Origin of the sequence: Sediminibacterium soli (assembly GCF_009939225.1) — a bacterium.
Lineage (GTDB): Bacteria > Bacteroidota > Bacteroidia > Chitinophagales > Chitinophagaceae > Sediminibacterium > Sediminibacterium soli.
In genome coordinates this window covers 49,857-70,571 of sequence record NZ_JAACJR010000004.1, presented here as the reverse complement: position 1 = coordinate 70,571, position 20,715 = coordinate 49,857, and the positions used below count along the sequence as shown (strand labels likewise).

Annotated in this window: 10 protein-coding genes and 1 pseudogene; 1 reads left to right on the top strand and 10 read right to left on the bottom strand. The window is 49.0% G+C overall.

The annotated features are described in order from the left end of the window. Positions 1-154: 154 nt before the first annotated feature. From GWC94_RS03320 to GWC94_RS03280, 10 genes and pseudogenes are all read right to left on the bottom strand, one after another. Positions 155-697 (bottom strand): AHH domain-containing protein, encoded by a 543-nt coding sequence (locus tag GWC94_RS03320; protein ID WP_394367108.1) that lies wholly within the window; start codon positions 695-697, stop codon positions 155-157. Positions 698-733: 36 nt separating this feature from the next. Next, positions 734-964: pseudogene (locus tag GWC94_RS17070) on the bottom strand (RHS repeat-associated core domain-containing protein); the annotation flags it as partial. Positions 965-1,107: 143 nt separating this feature from the next. Next, positions 1,108-1,398, bottom strand: coding sequence for a hypothetical protein (locus GWC94_RS03315; RefSeq protein WP_161833603.1), 291 nt, complete (start codon positions 1,396-1,398; stop codon positions 1,108-1,110). A gap of 1,239 nt (positions 1,399-2,637) precedes the next feature. Beyond that, complete coding sequence (locus GWC94_RS03310) at positions 2,638-3,519, bottom strand: tyrosine-type recombinase/integrase (RefSeq protein ID WP_161833602.1); 882 nt, start codon at positions 3,517-3,519, stop codon at positions 2,638-2,640. A gap of 1 nt (position 3,520) precedes the next feature. Beyond that, on the bottom strand, positions 3,521-4,468 hold the full coding sequence (locus GWC94_RS03305) for a tyrosine-type recombinase/integrase (RefSeq protein WP_161833601.1): 948 nt from the start codon (positions 4,466-4,468) through the stop codon (positions 3,521-3,523). 50 nt (positions 4,469-4,518) lie between these two features. Further along, positions 4,519-6,135 carry an ATP-binding cassette domain-containing protein gene (locus tag GWC94_RS03300; RefSeq protein ID WP_161833600.1) on the bottom strand — a complete coding sequence of 539 codons (1,617 nt, stop codon included), beginning with the start codon at positions 6,133-6,135 and terminating at the stop codon, positions 4,519-4,521. A gap of 390 nt (positions 6,136-6,525) precedes the next feature. After that, positions 6,526-10,872, bottom strand: a complete 4,347-nt coding sequence (locus GWC94_RS03295) for a DUF6443 domain-containing protein (protein ID WP_161833599.1) — start codon at positions 10,870-10,872, stop codon at positions 6,526-6,528. A gap of 25 nt (positions 10,873-10,897) precedes the next feature. Then, complete coding sequence (locus GWC94_RS03290) at positions 10,898-11,233, bottom strand: hypothetical protein (RefSeq protein ID WP_161833598.1); 336 nt, start codon at positions 11,231-11,233, stop codon at positions 10,898-10,900. A gap of 19 nt (positions 11,234-11,252) precedes the next feature. Next, positions 11,253-17,825 carry a DUF5977 domain-containing protein gene (locus tag GWC94_RS03285; protein ID WP_161833597.1) on the bottom strand — a complete coding sequence of 2,191 codons (6,573 nt, stop codon included), beginning with the start codon at positions 17,823-17,825 and terminating at the stop codon, positions 11,253-11,255. Between the two features lie 28 nt (positions 17,826-17,853). After that, positions 17,854-19,224 (bottom strand): hypothetical protein, encoded by a 1,371-nt coding sequence (locus GWC94_RS03280; protein WP_161833596.1) that lies wholly within the window; start codon positions 19,222-19,224, stop codon positions 17,854-17,856. A 262-nt stretch (positions 19,225-19,486) separates the two neighbouring features. Here GWC94_RS03280 and GWC94_RS03275 point away from each other — a divergent pair, with 262 nt between their 5' ends. Then, positions 19,487-20,668 (top strand): DUF1624 domain-containing protein, encoded by a 1,182-nt coding sequence (locus GWC94_RS03275; protein WP_161833595.1) that lies wholly within the window; start codon positions 19,487-19,489, stop codon positions 20,666-20,668. The last annotated feature ends 47 nt before the right edge of the window (positions 20,669-20,715 follow it).

Sequence of the window (20,715 nt, the reverse complement as noted above, 5' to 3'; positions counted from 1 at the left end):
GTCCGGAACTGCTCTTTGAGCTTTTGCTTCATTGCCTCATAATCGAGGCTTCCAGGATTGTTCTTTTCCATTTTCTGTGTTTTAAAGTTAATTACTTAACTCCTGACACAGTTTATTTTACACTCTCCAGCATACATTGCTGCCCTCATTTTATTTACAGCACAACTTGTCCTTTTCTTTCGGCCGCTTTTCTAAACTGCTCCTGCTCTTTCGCTGTTTTTTGATTCTCGCGATTCTGCTGCAGTTCTTTACTGCTTAACGGAACAGCGATATTTGTTTTTGTATTATCCACCGGTGCTTTAAAAAGGTCATTAATTTTTGTACCTGGATTATTCTGAATAGTTTCTTTTAATTCCGATACAAGATTTCGGGCAAATTCAGCAGCTTCCTTAGGTGTGGCATTCGGGTTCTCCTTTTGGAACTCGCCCATTCGTCTTGCCACTTCGCTCGTATAATCCGGATGATTTCCATGCCTACCAGATCCTGATGACCTGCTAAACTTCTCTACCCCAATTTTATTCTCAGCACCTTCATATTTAAAACCACCCTGACGAGCTTGTTCTGCAACAGGGTCTCCCCTTAGCTGTCTCGGCAAGACGTGATGCTGTTCGCTCTTCGAACCAATTTCACCAGTTGTTTTAATTGCTTGTTCAAGAACAGGGCCACGCGTGATAATATTATTACTCTCTAATAGCATCCAAGGAATTGGTACTGCTTCCAATCCTTCTAATTCAATATGTGCAGTTACCTTATTCTCACTGAATGCATAAGTACTGTTGTGAACGTATTTGTCACTAAGTGGATCAACCTGTATAAATCTTCCAATCTGTGGATCATGATTTCTCCATTTGAACCCATAATAATTCACTCCTAAGTCGTCATCCAACTCCTGCCCTTGGAATTTGTTCTTCTTGTTCTCTAATTTCCCTGCAGCCTTCGAAGATATCCCCGCCATTGTCAACCCGAACGGATAATAATGCGTCTCCTCTTATAGCAATATTTCAAAAAACTTCAGCCTCAAATTAATGCATTTTTACCCAAAACCATACCCACCTCCCCCTCCCTCATAGCTGATGCACTGGAAGTAGTACCAAAGGACTTACTGCCTTAATCATCAATGGTATAAATTACTTCGGTTACTGTCAGGTGCATTTCAACGTGCAAAATAATTAGCCGTAAAACGATTTCATCATTTATAACGCCTGCTAATACTTTCCATTTCATTTTTTCCTCTGGTTGTATGGATGGCCTGTTGTTTTCCAGTAGAAGGGTTCTGCCTTGTGCTGATACAGTAATAATTTCATCCCTTTCAGACCGATACACGATTTGAGCCGTTAAGGTCAGGCTATCATCTTCCATTTCATCGTCTTGCATGTGGATGGTAAATTTCCATTTCATAGTAAATGTTTTAGGGTTATTAATTGTGGTTAGGAAAGTGTATTGACTGAACGATATATTTTCCCATAACCATGTATTCTTAGCCACTCAAAAAACGCCTATCCATTTGCTGGGGTGAACAGTAAAGACCGTGATAACGGTAATGTTCACACAGCGCATACCTGCTGTTAAGCATACCGGAGGTATTAGCGTAGCCCCTGTGAAAGCAGGTATAAGCGCAGCAAATGGAGGCAGAGTGGCGAGAACCGAAAGGAGTTGCGGTATATGCGATAGCAGATATAGAAGCAACGGAATGCTGATTTACGAAGGGTTGCAAAAACCATGACGATTACTCCGCAGGATAATTGGCGTGTGTTTTTAGTGAGGAGGGTAAATACTGCATACCTTATTTCCTGCATGGCTCTGCACAGGTGAATAAATGACTGTTACAGGTGCCGGGCTTTGTCCAAATGCTGATTGTTGTTTCAAAGTAAGCAGGTAAACAGCCCCGGGAGTAGCAACCAATATGCTCAACGACTGGAGCGGCTTTCGGAAGTGGTAGGGGGCTTCTTACACATACCGGGGTAGCAAAAAAGTTGGAAATAATTATATAATCGTACTGGAGCGGGGAATAAATAACGTGGTATGTTTTCTCCTTATACATACAGGGTTAATTGCTCCTGTTATTCTGCTATCGAGAAAGGAAATAAACTTCACCGGTTTATTACTTTTCGTATATTTGTATTGTAGTTCCAACCCACCCACTCCACTACAAAAATCCCTATTCGCAAACTATCATCACGGAGCGTAGACCTTAAAAGGTGGGACGATAAAACACGTCAAGAGGTAGTTACCAGTCGGCTTGAGAAAGTAACGTGAGGTTCATTGCCTGTCATCGTGAAATTGTGTTATTGCTGACAGGGGAAAAAGGTAAAGGTTGAAAGTTCCGTGCTGCTACCTCGCAGATGAGGTCAGTGGAAAAAGCAGCGTTCAGGGTAAAGCCGAGAGGGCAAGACCTACGAGAATGAAATCCCTTTATTGCAATCGTAACTCGGTCAGGCTTTACCTGATGGTGGAAGGGCTTCGTGTGTCTTTCCCTTAACACTCTTTCAGAAAAAGGGGGCTAAAAAAATGAGGGTCAGAAAATGGCTATCGGATATGGGGGCATCAGACAGGCGCCCTACCTCAAAAACCACAAATACCGCACTTATTAAAGGAGTATATAAGTAAATAAGTGCGGTTTTCAGGGTTCGGTCAAGATTAGAGGGGATGGAAACGGTCAATATCGCCCTGCAGCTCATCCAAATCCTGCTGCTGGTACTCCTCGGTACTGCTGATGAATCGGTGGCCTGCCAAATATTGAGCCTTACGCAGGCCGTACAAAGAAATCCAGTAGCTGATAACAGAGGCCCGTATCTGCTTCCAGTCCTTTACCTCCTTGTCCAGCTTCTTCACATGGACGAGGATATGCTGCAAGGTGTTCAGCAGTTTATCTCCTGTGCCGCTGCTGGTAAACAGCCGGTCGGTTTCCTTACGGGTCTGTTGCAGGATAAACGGACGTGCAGAAGAAACATACTCCATTATGTCCAGCAGTTGGTGAGGCTCCAGCATCAGGGTACGGGCGTTGGCTTTTCGGCTACCCTCTACCCTTATTTTAGCCTCCTTCAGTGAGAGGCTTTTGATGGTGAGGTTGGTTAATTCTTCCACCCGCAGGGCTTGGTACACTATCATGCCGAGTATTACTTTGTCCCGTATATCTGCTACATCAGCGAAGTAGTAGTTATTGTACAAGTAATTCAAAGCCTCTCGTTTCAGGATATGGTGCAGGTGTTTACGCTTCACACCCTTGATACGGATATTGCTGACAGGGTTCTCCTGCATTTCACCCTCCTTGATTTGCCACATGAAATAGTGGTTCAGGAACATCAGTTTTATGGCTATGGTCTTCTGTGAATTGCCCTGTTTGTTGCAGTGCTTCACATAAGCCATTACATCGTTATAGCTGGTCTCTGTAGGGTCGGGAATACTTTCACCTTCCAGCCATTGAAGGAAGGAATTTACCTGCTTTATAACGCTTTTACGTGTGGCTTCTGCCAATCGCTTTGTGTGCAGGTAATAATCGAATTTCAGTTCATTGTCCATTCTATTCTTCTTTTAGGTGTGTGTAGATTTGGGTTGATTCCAGCGAAGTATGGCCGAGGAAATCTTTTATCCTCTCCAGTTCCATCCCTTTTGCCAACAGGTGCGTGGCTATCGAGTGCCGGAGTGTATGCAGTCCCACCTGCTTTTGTTGCAGACGAGCATTATCAGTTAAGCCAATCAGATATTTCAGGCGTACAAGCATAGTTTGCCCATTTATTCGTTGGGCTTTAGCTGATATGAACAAGGCATGTGAGCGGGCTGCCTTCAGAAGCAACGGCCTTGCATCATACAGGTAGGTTTGCAGGTGTTGCAGGGATTGCTTAGTGATGGGTACAAAACGCTCCTTATAATTTTTGCCCTTCCTTACATGAAGCAATCCTCTGTCGAAGTTTATGTCTCCTGTATCGAGCATTACTCCTTCATTCCTGCGAAGTCCGCAGCTATAATACACGGAGAGCATTGCTTTATCCCTGTATTGTAGTGCTTCGTAAAACTCCCTGCCCTTTTGATGCTTTTGCTGTTCAGGAAAATGGTCTGCTGATTGGTACAATAACTTCACCTCTTCAATGGTGAGTACATCAATCTGCTCCCTTATTGTTCCTTCGTTTTCCCATTCCATAATAGGCAATGCCAGTTTGCCGCTCTGCCGCAGGTAGTTTGCAAACAGGTTGATGGCTTGGCGGTGTTTATTTAGGTAAGCATTGGATAAACCACCTCCACGCGTAATATTCTCCCGTTCCCTTAAATGGTCGTAATAGTCGGTAATGTTTATGCTGGTTATCTGGTGTAGCTGTGTCCATCCTTTTCCTTCCATCCAGTGAAATAACTCTCTAACAGCATTAGGAAGGTTATAGATGGTTGTTGGTGCGTAGCCCAGTATGTCCAGCCATTCACGAAAGCCCCTTTCTGCATAGGCATAAGAGGGGCTTTGCAATGGTAGTTGCTTCATTGCACAGGTGGTTTAACAGTGATGTAATGGGATGAAATTTTAGCCCTGCCCTATTTTTCGGTGAGCCGTTGAGCCGATGGCCTTACCCGTTTGGTTTTCACGGGTTTAACTGGCTCATTAGTAGATTGAGCCGTTAGTGAGCTGGTGAGCCGTTCAAGGATAGTGTCCAGCGCTGTGGTGATCGTGGCCTGTAGCTGCTGGTAATCTTCGTAGCTGGTTACTTCGTACTGGAAACGCTTTGTATCTGCCTCCTGTCGTTGGATATAACCGCTTTGCAGTAGTGCTAAATTATGCCTTTTCACTGTGCTTATCGGGATACGCAGCATTTTACTTGCATCGCTGCTTGTAAAGAGGCTTTTCTTTTGCTTTTGCAGCACTTGTTTCAGACGTTCAAAGTAGTTCCTGCAAGCACCTGTTAACTCATCGCTTTTACGCAACAATACATCGCGCATAAGGTAGTTAGCTGCTTGTATGTCTTCCATCGTAGTTTCAATATACCGTTCTCCTGTATCCTCATCTACCCTCTCAGCCCTCTGAAATTGGTGGTAAAATGTTACAGCTTCGATAAACGCCAAGTAATGCGCATTGGTACGGCGTGGCTTGAATACACCATCAGGCAGCATCAGGTATTCAGCATAGGGATTTCTTACTTGTACAGGCTGTAACACCCTCTGTGTATTCTGTAGCAACTCTTTTATTTCCCGCTCCTGCTTCCTGTTTACCGAACCTGCGCTTTTCCTGCGCTGGTATTCCATGATACGGTTATCCTGTTCCTTACTCTCATCTATGTAGATAAGGAATGAGCGGTTAGCATTGTCTTCATATACCTGCTCCTGTGTGGTGCATCCAGCAATACTCACTGGCCCTTCCACTTTGATGTGTACTGTCTTGGTTTCTCCTGTGGTAGTTTTCTGTGCCAGTGTTTTGGTGATGAACTTCTTGCTCTGCAATTCACGCAGAGGGTACAGTACATTTTCAGCACCATCCAAGTCTTCAATCATCACCAATCTGTGTTGCAGCTCTCTCTGACCAAAGTAGTAGAGTGCATTTTCTGACAGGATAGTGATTTCTACTTTATCCTCTGCTGGAATGAGTTCACCAACCTTCTCCTGTAAGTATGTTTTACCAATACCACTGCTTCCCAAACTTATTATATGCAACGGATGTTCTCTTTTCCTGCTGGTAAAGATGAGGTACATAAGCAGCCTGTTTATTTCTTCGCCAATTACACCGCTTTTGCCAATCATCTCGTTAGTTCTCTCCAGCAGGTTCTTTCCTTCGAGGAACTGCACAGCACTTTCCCGTTCGCTGGCAGATAGCACCTTTTCTTTCCTCATTTCCTGCTTGCTTAACTGTTCCAGCCTGTACACCTCCAACTGGCTCGTAATATCTGCTATGGCCTTTGTAATAGCTATGCTGCCAACTTCCAGTCGCTCAGCAACCCTCCTTACGAATTTCTCCACCTGTGTATCGTTATACAAGTCGAGATTATGGCGTACTGCTAAGTCTGCTGTTTCACTAATGTACTGCGGGTATTTCCTGTTGATTACCGATACTTTCATCGTTACCCTCATTCTGTCGAGTGTATCGATACGGATACCTCCGAGTAGTTCGATGAGCAATTCTCCTGCTTCATATACAAAGCAGTTTGGATTTTCTGTATTCATATACATGATTTTAAATGTTTAAACTGCACACTTAGCAGAGAAAATATATAGGACTAAGTGGGTAGTGGGCATAAAAAAACCGCCCAGTTATGAGCGGCTTGATTTTCTTTAATACAATACCTTACCTGTATATCCAAGCCACTACTCCATAGAGGATTAGTATTTCAATGCAGCTTGATACAAAAGCAGTAGGATCAAAAATTCGCATCTTTTTCAATAGCAGGTAATTGATGACTAAATGACCAATTACAAAACATAGGTATAATCGCCATGCCGCTTCTTCGTAGTTATTATTGGAGCCGTAACCTGCTAAAAATCCACTCACGAAGTACAGGATTATTAAAACAATAAATAATCCAAAATTGATTAAAATGGCTTTAAGTGTATTACTCATTGTTGAACAGTTACTGTTATACCATACTGTTGCATGGCGTTAATAAAATCTCTGATTATTTTTTTAGAATCTTTTTTATTAGTTGAGTTTGCAAAAGCTTTTGTGAACGCTGTAATATCTTTAACAAAGGAGCTTGTAGAATGCGGCCCAAACAACCCTCCAGCAGTTTCCTTACTCACAAAATTCGCCTTTGTTCCTTGCTGACCTGCACCGGATAGAAAATCATTATTATGGTGCTGTGAATATGCGTTTACGCCTCCTGGCTCCGCAGTTCCATCTCTATCAGCTTCATTCGGTGCCATGTTATAAACTAAGTCAATTACATTTTGAGGATCTGCAAATTGATCAGCATTTTTCTGTATCATCTCCATCAACGCTTCTGTATAGCCTGCCCCAAAAGCCGCCCCACGGCTATGTGTGTAAATTTCAATCTTCTCGATTATCTTATTGGTTTTGGGATCTCGGGCAAGTCTTGCTAAAATGGATTTAAAATCATCTTTACCCGATTGATACCCTGCTTTTCTTCTTCCTTCAGCAGAGTTCCCTTGCGTGTACGCACCGTTTTGAATACCGCCCCATTCATCGTAATCACCATTTGACCCTGGCCATTCGTGCCTTCTAAATCTATCTCCATCAACAAACATCATATTACTGCTGTTAGGAATGCCAGAGCTTTTTATTGCTTCTATTACACCTCTATCCCAATATGATGCGTTACCTCGTTGCGATTCAGCAGTAACTCTCCCATTTATCAATATCGCCAGTTCTCCGTCCGGATCGGTATATATAATAGGATTATTATAACAGAACGCATAAGGAGTAGACATTTCGAGCAAATCAGCTTTAGGATCTAATACCCACCATCTTCCTAATTGCGGGTCTCCCATGCGTTTTCCATAATCATACAACTCCAACCCACTGCCGTCACTGAACTCCTTATTCTGCAAATCCTTCCCATTATACTTAAACCTATTCTCCGGTTTCCCCGCAACCTTAGAAGATATCCCCGCCATCGTCAACCCGAACGGATAATAATGCGTCTCCTCCAACAAAGGCCCCCTTACATGCGATACCTGCAAATTATCAAAATACACGTTAATCTCACTCTCATTTCCCGTATACACATAAAGATACCCATTCTTACTCATCAGCAACGCCGTCTTTACCCAGGTGGTGAGTACCGTATCCGCACCCACCTGCTCAAAACCGCTGCTGCCGCTTACATAATGGAACTGCTCATCCAGCAATACCCAACTCAGATACGCTTTGGGGCGGGAGGAGTTGAAGCCAGTGTTACGGCCATTTAGGAGATCGGTTATGCCCGGCGGCAATAATGTATTCGATAACTGCGGCTGGGTATATTTCAGTCCACTTACGCTCGTAATCCCTTTGGCAAGGTTCACTAACAAGTCCGTTAATGGACTCGCCGGATCTCCAGGAGTAGTTCCGTTGAGACGGTACCAACTACTGCAACGTATGTTCACAGAATCGCCCGCCATCACTTTCAGCAATATTGCAGGGCCAATTTTCTTGCCCGTCGAGGCATTCAGCTTGGCCACATACTCGTTAGGTTCCGTATACGTATCCGTTGGATAACCCGCAGGCAGCCCGCTGCGCGTGCTGTCAATGTTCTCATACAAACTATTCTCCACCCATGCACTACCCGTTTCCATCGTGGCAGCAGGATAACCATCTGTTTTTCTCTCTGTGGTAAGTACAGCGCGCGTATTACCAAGATGGTCTTTCAGAAAATAATCATATACCAGGCTGCTGTCCACCTTTCTTATCCTGCCTTCCTCATGCATCGCCAGTTGCAGTGTATCGTTACGGTACTCAAAGCCGGAAATATATTGTTGGGTTATGGTGCTGCTTCCTTCCGTTACTGTTTTCTGCAGTTTGTTGCCCTGTGCATCATACAGGTACACAATCGTACCCTTGTTGCCAGAAGCTCCACGCACAGTAATGGATGCAGGGAGATTGAGATGGTTATAACTGATACCATTGCTCCCGCTGTAATCAATGATGTCCTTGTTGAGGTCCTTGATAAGGTTGCCATTGGCATCATAAGCATAGTCCTCCGTACTGGTAGTCTTGGCGCCAAAAGACGGATGCAATTGAGAGGTTCGAAAATCGCCGATGACCGTCTGCGCATCGTTCTGCGCATCGTTCACATTCAGCAGTTTGTTGCTGCCGGTTATATAGTTGTAGCTAAGGTCGTCTATCAACTGCGTGGCCCCGTTCTTCAGTCCCGAGTGGCGCATACGCAATATGTTGCCGTTGGCATCATAAGCCGTATTCGCATCGCTGCCATCACCCATCTTCGCACTGAAATCCATGGCCGAAGTACTGAAACTGCCCGAGGTGTACTGTGTAAAATCGGCTTTCAGCAAACGGTTCGCCCCATCATAGGCAAAATCGTATTTCCGCTTCTCCGCATCGCCGCGGCTTTTCCAGGTGGTGCCGGCAATATTGCCGTTGTACTGCGCCGCTGCATAACCTGAGCCCGGGATGATATTCGCGGTCTTATCATAGGCAAGCTCAAAACCGAAATAAGCCTGCGATGCATCCTTTACATATTCCCGGTTCATACCCAGCAGCCAGCCGCGGATATTGTAGTCGTACTGCAGAGTCTCCAGGCTGTTATCCAGGGTTTTTGCGGCAAGCAGCCCCAAACCATCGTAACTGCTCGCGCTGGTCTGGCGGATACCCGTGCCGTCTATCTCTTTCTTCACCGTTGCCAGCCTGCCCGCATCGTCGTATTCGTTAATGGTCAGCAGCGTATGGGTCTGCGCATTGCCGCTGCTTTTCTGATGTTGTAACAATACCCGCAGGGGCCTGCCCGACCAGTCGTATTGCGTAGTGCCGATATCCGTTCCGCCGCTGATATTGGTCTGCTGTGTCTGTATCCTGCGGCCTTTGGCATCGTAATGGTTTACCGAATACAGGTAGGTATTCGTACCCAGTACTTTTACTTTGGTACCGGTGACCATCCCATTCACCGCTGCCGTGGCGGTAACCGGTTCCGCAAATTCGGGTGAGGCAAGATAGGTTGTCAGAAATTCCGGCGCATGTATGGCGCCGGTTACCAGTGTGGCGCTGAGACCCGTGCCCGTTACCCATCCGTATCCATCGTAAAATGTTTCCGTCAGCAATTCAAAACCCGATGCCACAGACGGGTAGCCCGCAGAAGATGCCGCTGCTGCCGCATGGGTGGCGCGGGTGGATGCATCTGCCAGCAGCCCGGTCTGTACCGGCCTGTTCAGCGTATTCTCATATACCGTTACCATCCATTTACCCGCAGAAAGCAGGTTGCCATCCCTGGTCATCACCAGCCGGTCGCGCGTATCGTACACCATTTCCACCACACCTGCCCCGGGTACTTTTTTGGTGACCATACGGTTCTGTTCGTCGTAGCCGTACGCAAAACACAGTTCATCGGCAATGCCGCTGCCGATCGTCCAGCTGCCGGCAATGGCTGCCATGGCTTTGGGGCTGATCACGAACCGCAGGTTGCCGAGGTTATCGTATACATAGCCTGTGCTGAGCCATCCGGTATAAGCACCGGAGGGAAGCGTACCCGCGGATGCCGAGATCTGTACTTTTTTCAGCAGGGTCTTACCCGATTTGTCAACGAATTCCTGTACCGTCATACCCTGTTCATCGGTGATATCGTGCCGCGTAAGCGCACCTGCCGCGTAATACCCGTTAAAAACCGGGTTGGCATTACCTGTGATATCCCAGATCACCACAGAGTCGCCGGTGTTGTTGTTCAGGTAACGGTGAGCGGTTCCTTTTCCGTTGCCGCTCCAGCTGTTGCCTGCCGGCATCTCCTTTATCGTTCTTGCCAGCGGCGAAGCTTCCACCACCGACTGGCTGTAGAAGAATGATTCGTTCGCAAAACGCGCGGTATTGAAGACCGAATCCTGCTGGAAGGGATTGTATTTAAACGCGCCATCCGAAATGGAAGTATTGCCGCCGGTACCATTGGCAACTGTGGGCAGGTACCTGACAAGCTCCCTGCCCAGTTCATCGTACAGGGCGGACTGGATGATGTCTGCCGCGCTGCCTCCTGTTGGCAGCGATCCCTGTTTGGCTACGGTCTGCAGGGTCCTGCCCAGCCCGTCGAGATAGACCGTTGACTGTTTTGCGTTGCGCAGCGGCGCGGCGATAAGCGTCGACGGGTTTTGCGTTGGCGCATGCGCTTCCCAGGTACGCACATAGTTGATCCGCGTATCCAGCGGATAGGCGGCGGGGAATGGTAACTGCGCACGGGTGGTATTGACCGCGGCGGTCAGTAGTACTGCAAGCGCCGTGACTGTTTGTCTGATAGGGATCGTTTTCATTTGCCAGGTATATAAGCGTTCAACATCAGTTATTACTTACCAGCCTGCTTTTTTTCTGCAGGTACAGGTTGAATTTACCGGCAGGTATCACCTGCCTGTACAAAGAATCGCGGCCGTTCTCCACGATCTGTATATAGGGCGCGGCTGCAGCCGGCGTACCGTACTGTTTGCGCGTTTCCATTTTGCGGTTATGCAGCTGCATATTGATCTCGTACAGCTGCGTTTGCTGGGCCGGCGACAGCTTCAGGCTGTCTTTTATTTTCTGCGCTATCTTCTGCGCCAGCTGTTCGGCGGGCGAGGGCTGCTGTGCGCTGAGACAGAGCGAGAGCAGCAGGCCGGTTACAAGAAAGGGTATTTTCATTTTTTTCTTTTTCGGTTTATCAATAACAGCCAAAGGCCGATTCTTCCGTATAGTCCTGCGACCACGACCCATCGCTCCATTCGTAGTGATAGGTGCAGAGGTACCAGCGCGGCCCGAGCAACTCGGAGTTGGTGACCACTTTCACCCCGGTCTCGCAGACATTGAACACGCATTTTTTATCGATGCCGCTGCAGTTGCCGCTTGTGCACAGGTAAGTACAGGTGCCGATATTATCCGCGTTAGCCTGTCCTGCGCTGTTCAGCGCGGCATTGGCCGCTACCTGCGCATCGTGCTGGCTGGAGGTACTCGAGTAGGTCCACGCGGCGATGGTATAGTTGTGCGTGGATCCCTGGTAGCCCGCTGGGCATGATTTGGTAAAATCGGCCGATACGGCGTAGTTATAATAGGTACAGGAGCCGTTTGCATTGGCATTACCCTGGCCATACGTGTCTACCTGCGTCTGTGCAAGTTGGTTTGCATGGACCTGGCTGGCATTGGATGAGTAACTTCCCGCACTTACTGTGTAGTTTACAGAGGAGCCCACCGCATAAGACCCGCAGTCATTTTTCTGGAACGATTGGGTGATGGCGGTGTTATACCAGGTACAGGAGCCGTTGCTGTTAACATAGTTCTGCGCATTGGCATTCCAGTAGTTCTGCGCCAGTTGATCGGCATGCGCCTGGCTGGTGTTGGATGAGAATGTAGCATACGGAATGGAGTAGGCTACATAGGAGCCAATACCGCTTCCGGCGCAATCGTTCTTCTGCAGCAGATCGTACATGGCGCTGTTGTACCAGGTGCAGTAGCCGTTGCCGTTTGCATAGGTCTGGCCGTAACTGTTCACCTGTGCCTGCGCCTGGTTGTTCGCATCGGCCTGGCTGCTGTACGACACATAAGTGCCGGCAGCTACCGTATAGGTAACATAGGAACCTGTGCCGCCCGGATCGCACTGTTTCTGGAAGCTGCCCGACCTGGCTTCGCTGTAATAGGTGCAGTATCCCTGGCTGTTGGCATAGCCCTGGCCGTTGTTATTTACATCTGTCTGCGCTTTGCTGTCGGCATCCGCCTGGCTGATGTTCGAGGTGTAGGCGCCTGCGCTTACTGAATAGGTAACCCATGAACCGGTACCGCCGGGGTCGCACTGTTTCTGGAAGCTGCCCGATCTGGCCGCACTGTAAAATGTGCAGGTGCCATTGTTGTTTGCATAAGTCTGGCCATAACTGTTCACCTGTGCCTGCGCCTGGTTATCCGCATCGGCCTGGCTGCTGTACGATACGTAGGTTCCCGCGGCAACCGTATAGGTAACATAAGAACCTGTGCCGCCGGGATCGCACTGTTTCTGGAACGTGCCCGATTTGGCAACATTATAAAAAGTACAGGAACCATTGTTGTTGGCATAGGTCTGGCCATAGCTGTTCACCTGCGCCTGTGCCTGGTTATTCGCATCCGCCTGGCTACTGTTGGATGCATAGGTACCAGCAACAACCGTATAGGTAACATAAGAACCTGTGCCGCCGGGATCGCACTGTTTCTGGAACGTGCCCGATCTTGTTTCGTTATAAAAAGTACAGGTGCCATGGCTGTTGGCATAATTCTGACCGTTGGTATTTACATCGTTCTGCGCCTGGTTATCCGCATCCGCCTGGCTGGTATAAGACAGGTAGGAACTTGCCGGTACTGTATAGGTAACGGAAGAACCCGTACCGCCGGGGCTGCACTGTTTGGTAAAAGTGCCTGATTTGGCCACATTGTAAAAAGCACAGGTGCCGTTGTTGTTGGCGAAGGTCTGACCATAGCTGTTCACCTGCGCCTGCGCCTGGTTATCCGCGTTTGCCTGGCTGCTGTACGATACATAGGTACCCGCAGCAACCGTATAGGTAACATAAGAACCCGTACCACCCGGATCGCACTGTTTCTGGAAGGTCCCCGATTTGGCAACATTATAAAAAGTACAGGAGCCGTTGTTGTTTGCATAGGTCTGGCCGTAACTGTTCACCTGTGCCTGCGCCTGGTTATCGGCATCGGCCTGGCTGCTGTTAGAGGCATAGGTGCCTGCCGCAACGATGTATGTTACAGAAGAACCCGTACCGCCCGGATCGCATTGTTTGGTAAATGTTCCCGATTTGACCACATTATAAAAGGTACAGGTACCGTTGTTGTTTGCATAGGTCTGGCCGTAACTGTTTACCTGTGCCTGCGCCTGGTTGTCGGCATCGGCCTGGCTGCTGTTAGAGGCATAAGTGCCTGCCGCAACGGTGTACGTTACAGAAGAACCCGTACCGCCCGGATCGCATTGTTTGGTAAAGGTTCCCGATTTAACCGCATTATAAAAGGTACAAGTACCGTTGTTGTTTGCATAGGTTTGGCCGTAACTGTTTACCTGTGCCTGCGCCTGGTTGTCGGCATCGGCCTGGCTGCTGTTAGAGGCATAAGTGCCTGCCGCAACGGTGTACGTTACAGAAGAACCCGTACCTCCCGGATCACATTGTTTGGTAAAAATTCCCGATTTAGCAACATTATAGAAGGTACAGGTACCATGGCTGTTTGCATAACCCTGACCATTGGCGTTGACGTCAGCCTGAGCCTGGTTGTCCGCGTCAGCCTGGCTGATCAATGAAGTATATGCACCTGCACCCACCGTATAGGTTACGGACGAGCCCGTACCACCCGTGGAACATTGTTTGGTAAAGGTTCCCGATTTAACAACATTGTAGAAAGTACAGGTACCATGGCTGTTCGCATAACCCTGACCATTGGCGTTGACGTCAGCCTGAGCCTGGTTGTCCGCGTCAGCCTGGCTGATCAATGAAGTATATGCACCTGCACCCACCGTATAGGTTACAGACGAGCCCGTACCACCCGGGGCACATTGTTTGGTGAATGTGCCCGATTTGGCAATGCTGGAGAAAGTACAGGTGCCATTGCTGTTTGCATAACTCTGACCGTTGGCATTCACGGCGGCCTGCGCCTGGTTGTCGGCGTCTGCCTGGCTGGTCTGCGAGGTATATACACCTGCATTTACCGTATACGTAACAGAAGACCCCGTACCGCCTGCAGCACACTGCCGGGTAAACGTACCTGCTTTCTGTACGCTCAGGTAAGTATGGATAACAGTTCTGACGCAAAGAGAGAGCGCATTGACATAGCCCTGCCCGTTGACCGAAATATCGGCTGCTGCCAGACTATCCGCCTGTGCCTGCGAAACCAGTGAGGTATACCTACCCGCCGGCACCTGGTAAACAACTGTTGTTGCCGTGTATCCTGTAACACAGGTCTGGCAACTGAAGGAGGCGCTTGCGCCTGCGTTGCGGTAGAGCGGCATAGCCGTTGGGCTTCCGGGGCCGGCGAGACTGTATTCGATTTTTTTTACCAGGTTGCTGTCGTTATCCCGTATATGTTCCAGGCGGTTGAATGCATCGTATTCAAAACCTGTTTTGACCTGGTTGGCATCCACCATGGCCGTAATACCTGTTAATGGCTGATGGGTATAGGTTGTAACCGGCAACCCGGGAAATGCGCTGCGTATATGGCCGAGTTCGGTCTGAAGCGCAGCGCCATCCATGTTCTGCAACTGCGCTGGCGTTACCGTCAATGCACCCGTAACCTGGGCATAGGTTGCGCCCGGCACTTTGGCAACGGGATAGGTATTCTTATAACCCCATACCACGGCATTGGGTATGCCATCCCTGCCGGTGAACTGGAGCAGGTTACCTGCGCTGTCGTAACTATCCATCACCATCTCCGTGCGCAGCGTGTTTGCGTTGAACGATTTCTGTATGGAAGACGGCGCTATGTTCCCGTTCCCCCAGTCTGCAAAATGTATCCGCTGGCGGCTGATCTCGGCATTGTTGTTATAATTCACCGCGCCAACGGGTGTGAGCATATTCCTGCTGATCATGCTGTCGTATACAGCCTGTCCTCCGAAATCTGCCGGGTACTGGAACAGGGTCTTCAGCCATTCGTTCCTGCTGTTACGGATTTCGGTGCGCGTAACCAGCGTATGCGCACTGGTATCGTAATAAAAATGTCTGGTATCGGCCAGGGGGTTCTGACCGTTCTCATCGTACAGTATTTCCGTTGTGGAATCGATATAGGTCCAGTCGCACAATACTTTGTACCTGAGAATATCGAGAGGTTTGAGAAATACCTGGTACAAGGGTGTACCGCCTTCAAACGGAGGATTGTAATTCGTAGTATCAATAACCAGGAGATCGCTGTTTGCGGGGTAAAGACCATAGCGCCCGTTGATCGAATATCCGTATACTTCTTTTGCGCCTCTTAGATCGAGTTTATACGCATGTGTTGTTCTTTTTGCAGGGATCAGGCCCGAACCGGTCTGCTTCCATAAGATCTCCTCTTTCACCTTGCCGTTGAATGCATTGCTGTAATTGGTCTTGCCCGCATTGAGAAAATCGTACCCGAACAGCACTTCACCGGGTCCGTCCTTTTCTGTCATGAACCTGGTTTCGGTAGCGCCGCCTTCAAAATGATCGCCAAGTCCCTCCACCACGCTGCTGTAGCTCACAAGGGAGCCCTGGTAATCGTTCAGCGTATTGATCGAGTTGGCGAACAGGTAAAAAGTTTCGCAGGAGGTATAGTCGCCGTCGCCGCAGGTGCTTTCCGAACGCGACTGCGAAAAATACTGCGGGAACAACCGCAGATTCATAGAAGATGCGTGCAGCGAGTCCGTGGATGCATAATAATATTTCCTGTGAACCGGTCTTTCCGATCTGTTACCTGTGAATACCGAACTTACGCGGATACCGCCCGTGGGCAGGTTCTTTGTTGCAAGCGTATACAATGGCTTATACTCCAGTACCGCGTTGGTGGTTACATTGGCGCCATTGGCGGAAAGTACCATCCGGTAAGTTCCGGGCGTAAGCAAAGGGTATACATGGCTGATGGTACCGGGTGTTACCAGCAGTGTATATACGGTTCCGTCTGCAGCATTGATGAACGATACATTTCCCTTGTTGTGAACGGGATCGAAACTGCCGTTGCCGGTATTGTCTGCACAGTTGATAAGCAGGTCCAGTTCCTGTGTCTGTTCGATGGAAAAAGTAGTGGTATCGGTAAGCGTTGCCTGCATTCCGGTTCCGGTAATGCCAGACATAAGCCTGTGCAGGGTACCCACATCCACCGCCTGCCTTATTTCATTCCCCTCATACAAAATGCTGTCGTACCCGCCTGTGGGGTAGTCGATCCTGGTAAGCATGCCCAGCTTTGCATAGGCGGCATCGGGTTCGCGGTTACCTGAGGCTGCGGGAAAACGTGAGGCGTTGGTATAACCTCCTCCCGGTATTTTATTATCGGGTTTCGGTACGAACGACTGGTTGCTCCTGCCATTATAAAATCCCCAGTGATCCTGCGAAAAAGACAAACGCGGCGCGCGTGATGCGGCATCGAGATAGCTGAACCGGTGTCTTTTATCGAGCGCAAGATCAGCGGATCTTTCTCTCAGGCTGTTGAGAAAGGGCGTATGATCGGAACCGTACCCGCTTTCGTTTGCAGGGCCGGTAGCCACCACATCATCGTATTCCATTTCAAAAGATCCTGCCGGCCGGTTTTTGACCAGGTCGGTGAGTTCGATACTGCTTACCAGCGAATCGGAGCAATCGTAACGGTTGCGGTAGCTGATCACGGCTTTTACGCGACCGGTGGCTTCTACAGATTTCAGCAACACACCCTGTGTTTGTACAGTGTTGACGCAGGTGGCGGTTGGCGGCGTGGAACAGGTGGTCACGGTTGGACAGGAATGCACGGGCTGCGGGCTCACCCAGTACATGGTCTGCGATACGCCTGTCTGGTAACTGTACGTATGCGGTTCATAACCGAAACGGATCTGCTCGCCGTTGGGGTGTTCGATCTTTACGAGGTACCAGGCGTTATTGACATACAGCTCGAAATTCTTGCCGCAGGTAGAGGTCCTTTTGGTTTTTTCGGTAGCATTGCTTCCACCGAAATAATACCGTATACCATCGGGAGTGGTCATCAAAAAATTCCATTCGGTGCCGTTAAAATCTTTGGCGATGCGTATATCCGAACGCGATATCATTACAGGATTCATGTCGGGATCAAAAACAAATGAACCCGAATAGCCATTGAAGTTGAAAGTGAACAGGTCGGGTTCGCCATCGTTTCCCTGGGCATTGTTGGCCTTGATGATCGAACTGGCGAAGTTGTAGGTTGACCAGTTCATGCCGATAGGCGCCCATGGTATGGCGCGCGGTCTCTGTTCGTCGGGAACACCTCTTACCGTACGCGAGATCACGCCGCCCATATTCAGCGCCCAGCCCATACCTGCCCGCGAAGCGATCTCATCTACTTTGATACCGGTGCTGGAATAAGACAAGGCTATTCCTGTTGCGAGCTTATTGCCTTTTACCGTGAATAAAGGAATGGATATATTTGGTGCGCCCGTGTTTTTATTCAGGCTGATCGATCCGTATTTCGCGATCGCCGCAGCATTTGGCGGCGCCGGCAGAAAATCGGTGTACCTGGATAGATCATCCACCACCTGCGCAAATAACAACTGCGCCGGGATGATCAGCAGCAATAACCAGGATGAACGGAGTACATGCCCTTTCTTCATGTGCATAGATTTATAAATAACAAACACTTTATAACTGGTACCCAACCCTGAATTTCAATGGCTGCGTTTTTGGTACCTGGTCATAACTGATAAAGTCCCATAACAACTGCAGTTTTCCCTGCTTTTTACCGATGCGGTATTTTTTTGTTATCCCGAGCAAAGCGCTTTTCTGCCAGCGCGACAGATCCTGCAGTTCGGCTATACCGGAAAAACTTTGCTGGTAATTGTATTCGAAACCGCCGCTTGCCCAGAAGCCGCCTTTGACTTTGATATCGAGAAAACTCCGCAGGGAAAACCCTTCGCTGGTAAACCTGATATGACTGAAATTCTGTCCCCAGCCCAGTTTATACCCCGCGCCTATCCCGATGGTGCTGTTGTCGTTAAGCCTGTACCCGAGACTGAGTGCGATATCGCTTGTTACCGGCAGCAGTTGGTTGGGTCGCTGCGACTGGATATCCATCCCCGCTTCGAGTCTTTTCCAGAATGATTTTGTACGCTGGTTGTTGGGCCGGAAAGAGGGCATGGACAATTCGCTGCTGCCACCGCCCAACTGGTTGATCCTGTTCTTCAGTTTATCGAGTTCGGCCTGTGCGGCGGCCAGCTGGCCCTGCAGGTACTGCTGCGGATCGGCGTTAGCGGGGATGGCTGCATTGACCATACCCTGCACCTGGGCCCGCGTCTGCAACCCTGCCAGCGCCGCAGGATCGGGTGTACCGCCCGGCAGCCTGAACAGGCTCGAGAGCGAACTGTTCTTCAGGAAGAAATCGCGGAAGGCAGGCATTTGCCTGGCATAGTCTACCAGCCGCCGCGCCAGTTTATCTGGATCGGCGAGCATGGATTTATATTCAGCCAGTTGCCGGCGATAGTAATAGATCTCTTTATCGATCGACCGCAGGTATTTTCCTGCTGCGGGGATATTGATCATTTTACACAATACCTCATACCGCTGGCCGAGCGACTGGCCGATACCGGCGGCACCTGTATAGCGCTGTTGTACGGCGGAAAGATTGTCTGTAATATCAGACCGGACACCCAGGAAGCGCAATGAGGTTTGCAGGCTGTCTATAGAAGGGATATAAGAAGAAAAATTGAATAAATTCCGTGATGCACTGTCCGCAGCCGTCTCCAGTTTCTGATAATACGAGGCGGTCGAGGAATCGGACAAGCCTGCTAACCGGCTGATTTTCCTCTCTATTCGGCGGATCTTTCTGATCGTTTTTTGGGAGCTATGATGTATCGCCTGCTCCATTCCGGCACCGGAGCGTGCAAGACGGTCAAGCGCCTTCTCAGGGAAGGTTGTCTGGATATTGGATGTATCTGCTTTGCCCTGTGCGTGTACTGCCTGTTGGTATCCAAGACAGATCATACACAAAGCCGGCAGTAGCAGGCTTTTTCTCACATCATTAACTTTGGCACAACAATAATGCTCCAAAGCGCGAACTGAAAAAGGGTGTTTTCACCGAATTTTCTATAGTGATTAGGATGACAGGGGCTGCGTAGTACTACGTAAATGTGAGTTAATGGTTAAATTGTTAAATGGCTGAATTGCTATATAACCAGCACCGCCCTAAACAGTTTACCAATACCGCCATTCAACCGTGCAACACAGAAACCTGTTGCAATTGCAGTCAGTTTGCTGTATTTTACTGCAAACTGACTGCATGAACACGGTTGCCCTCCCTTCCAAAAAACGCATCGACTCCATCGACCGGCTGCGTGGCATTATCATGGTCATCATGGCGCTTGACCATGTGCGCGATTTCTTTCATATTGATGCCATGACCGGCGATCCCACCAACCCGGAAACCACAACACCCATCCTGTTCCTTACACGATGGATCACGCATTTCTGCGCGCCGCTGTTTGTATTCCTGGCAGGCACATCTGTTTTTCTCACCGGACAAAAACGCTCCAAAAAAGATCTTTCAATTTTCCTGCTTAAACGCGGTATCTGGCTGGTCGCGCTCGAGATCGTGGTATTCAATTTCCTGTTCAGCTTCGATCCCAGCTATTCCTTTATCGGTCTGCAGGTAATCTGGGTAACCGGCTTATCCATGATGCTGATGGCCGCATTGGTTTACCTGCCGGTTCCGGTGTTGTTTGCACTGGGACTGCTGCTGGTGGCAGGACATAATTTCCTCGATCGCTTCAACGATGCACCCAATGCCACGGATCGATCGATGATCTGGGCCCTGCTGCACCAGCAATATTTTGCGCCCGGCGGCGGCAGGCTGCTAGGTGTGCTGTACCCGCTGATTCCCTGGCCCGGCATCATGCTGCTGGGGTACTGCCTGGGCAGCTGGTTCAGCAAGGACTACGACCCGGCCATGAGGAGAAAACAGCTTGTGCAAACAGGGTTGCTTACCGTAACCGCCTTCTTTATCCTGCGCTGGCTGAATGTTTACGGCGATCTTTTTCCATGGAGTGAGCAGAAAAACACGACGGCAACGATCATTTCGTTTTTCAACGTCACCAAGTACCCGCCCTCGCTGCTCTATTGCTGCATGACCATCGGACCGGGTTTGCTGCTGCTGGCATGGCTTGAAAAAACCAGGGCGCGCTGGGCCGATATCGTGGTCATATACGGAAGGGTTCCGCTTTTCTATTACATGCTGCATTTCCTGGTTATCCACCTGCTTTGCATGATCGCCTTCTTTGCCACCGGACATACCATGGCGCAGGCAACCGGCGGTCTGATGGTTTTCAGACCAAACGATTTCGGATTTTCACTGGGTGTGGTTTACCTGATATGGATAGCCGTGGTGGCAGGTCTGTACCCTGTATGCAAAAAATACAGCGAATACAAGGCAGCACATACCCAATGGTGGCTGAGTTATTTCTAAGAGAGCGGCGGTAATAGGTACGGCGGTCACCACTAAAAGCGTTTAAA

What these genes read in the sequence shown, in the direction of transcription:
- GWC94_RS03285 (WP_161833597.1), bottom strand. Translation starts at nt 17,825, where the DNA reads ATGAAGAAAGGGCATGTACTCCGTTCATCCTGGTTATTGCTGCTGATC.
- GWC94_RS03290 (WP_161833598.1), bottom strand. Translation starts at nt 11,233, where the DNA reads ATGAAAATACCCTTTCTTGTAACCGGCCTGCTGCTCTCGCTCTGTCTC.
- GWC94_RS03310 (WP_161833602.1), bottom strand. Translation starts at nt 3,519, where the DNA reads ATGGACAATGAACTGAAATTCGATTATTACCTGCACACAAAGCGATTG.
- GWC94_RS03300 (WP_161833600.1), bottom strand. Translation starts at nt 6,135, where the DNA reads ATGAATACAGAAAATCCAAACTGCTTTGTATATGAAGCAGGAGAATTG.
- GWC94_RS03295 (WP_161833599.1), bottom strand. Translation starts at nt 10,872, where the DNA reads ATGAAAACGATCCCTATCAGACAAACAGTCACGGCGCTTGCAGTACTA.
- GWC94_RS03320 (WP_394367108.1), bottom strand. Translation starts at nt 697, where the DNA reads ATGCTATTAGAGAGTAATAATATTATCACGCGTGGCCCTGTTCTTGAA.
- GWC94_RS03305 (WP_161833601.1), bottom strand. Translation starts at nt 4,468, where the DNA reads ATGAAGCAACTACCATTGCAAAGCCCCTCTTATGCCTATGCAGAAAGG.
- GWC94_RS03315 (WP_161833603.1), bottom strand. Translation starts at nt 1,398, where the DNA reads ATGAAATGGAAATTTACCATCCACATGCAAGACGATGAAATGGAAGAT.
- GWC94_RS03275 (WP_161833595.1), top strand. Translation starts at nt 19,487, where the DNA reads ATGAACACGGTTGCCCTCCCTTCCAAAAAACGCATCGACTCCATCGAC.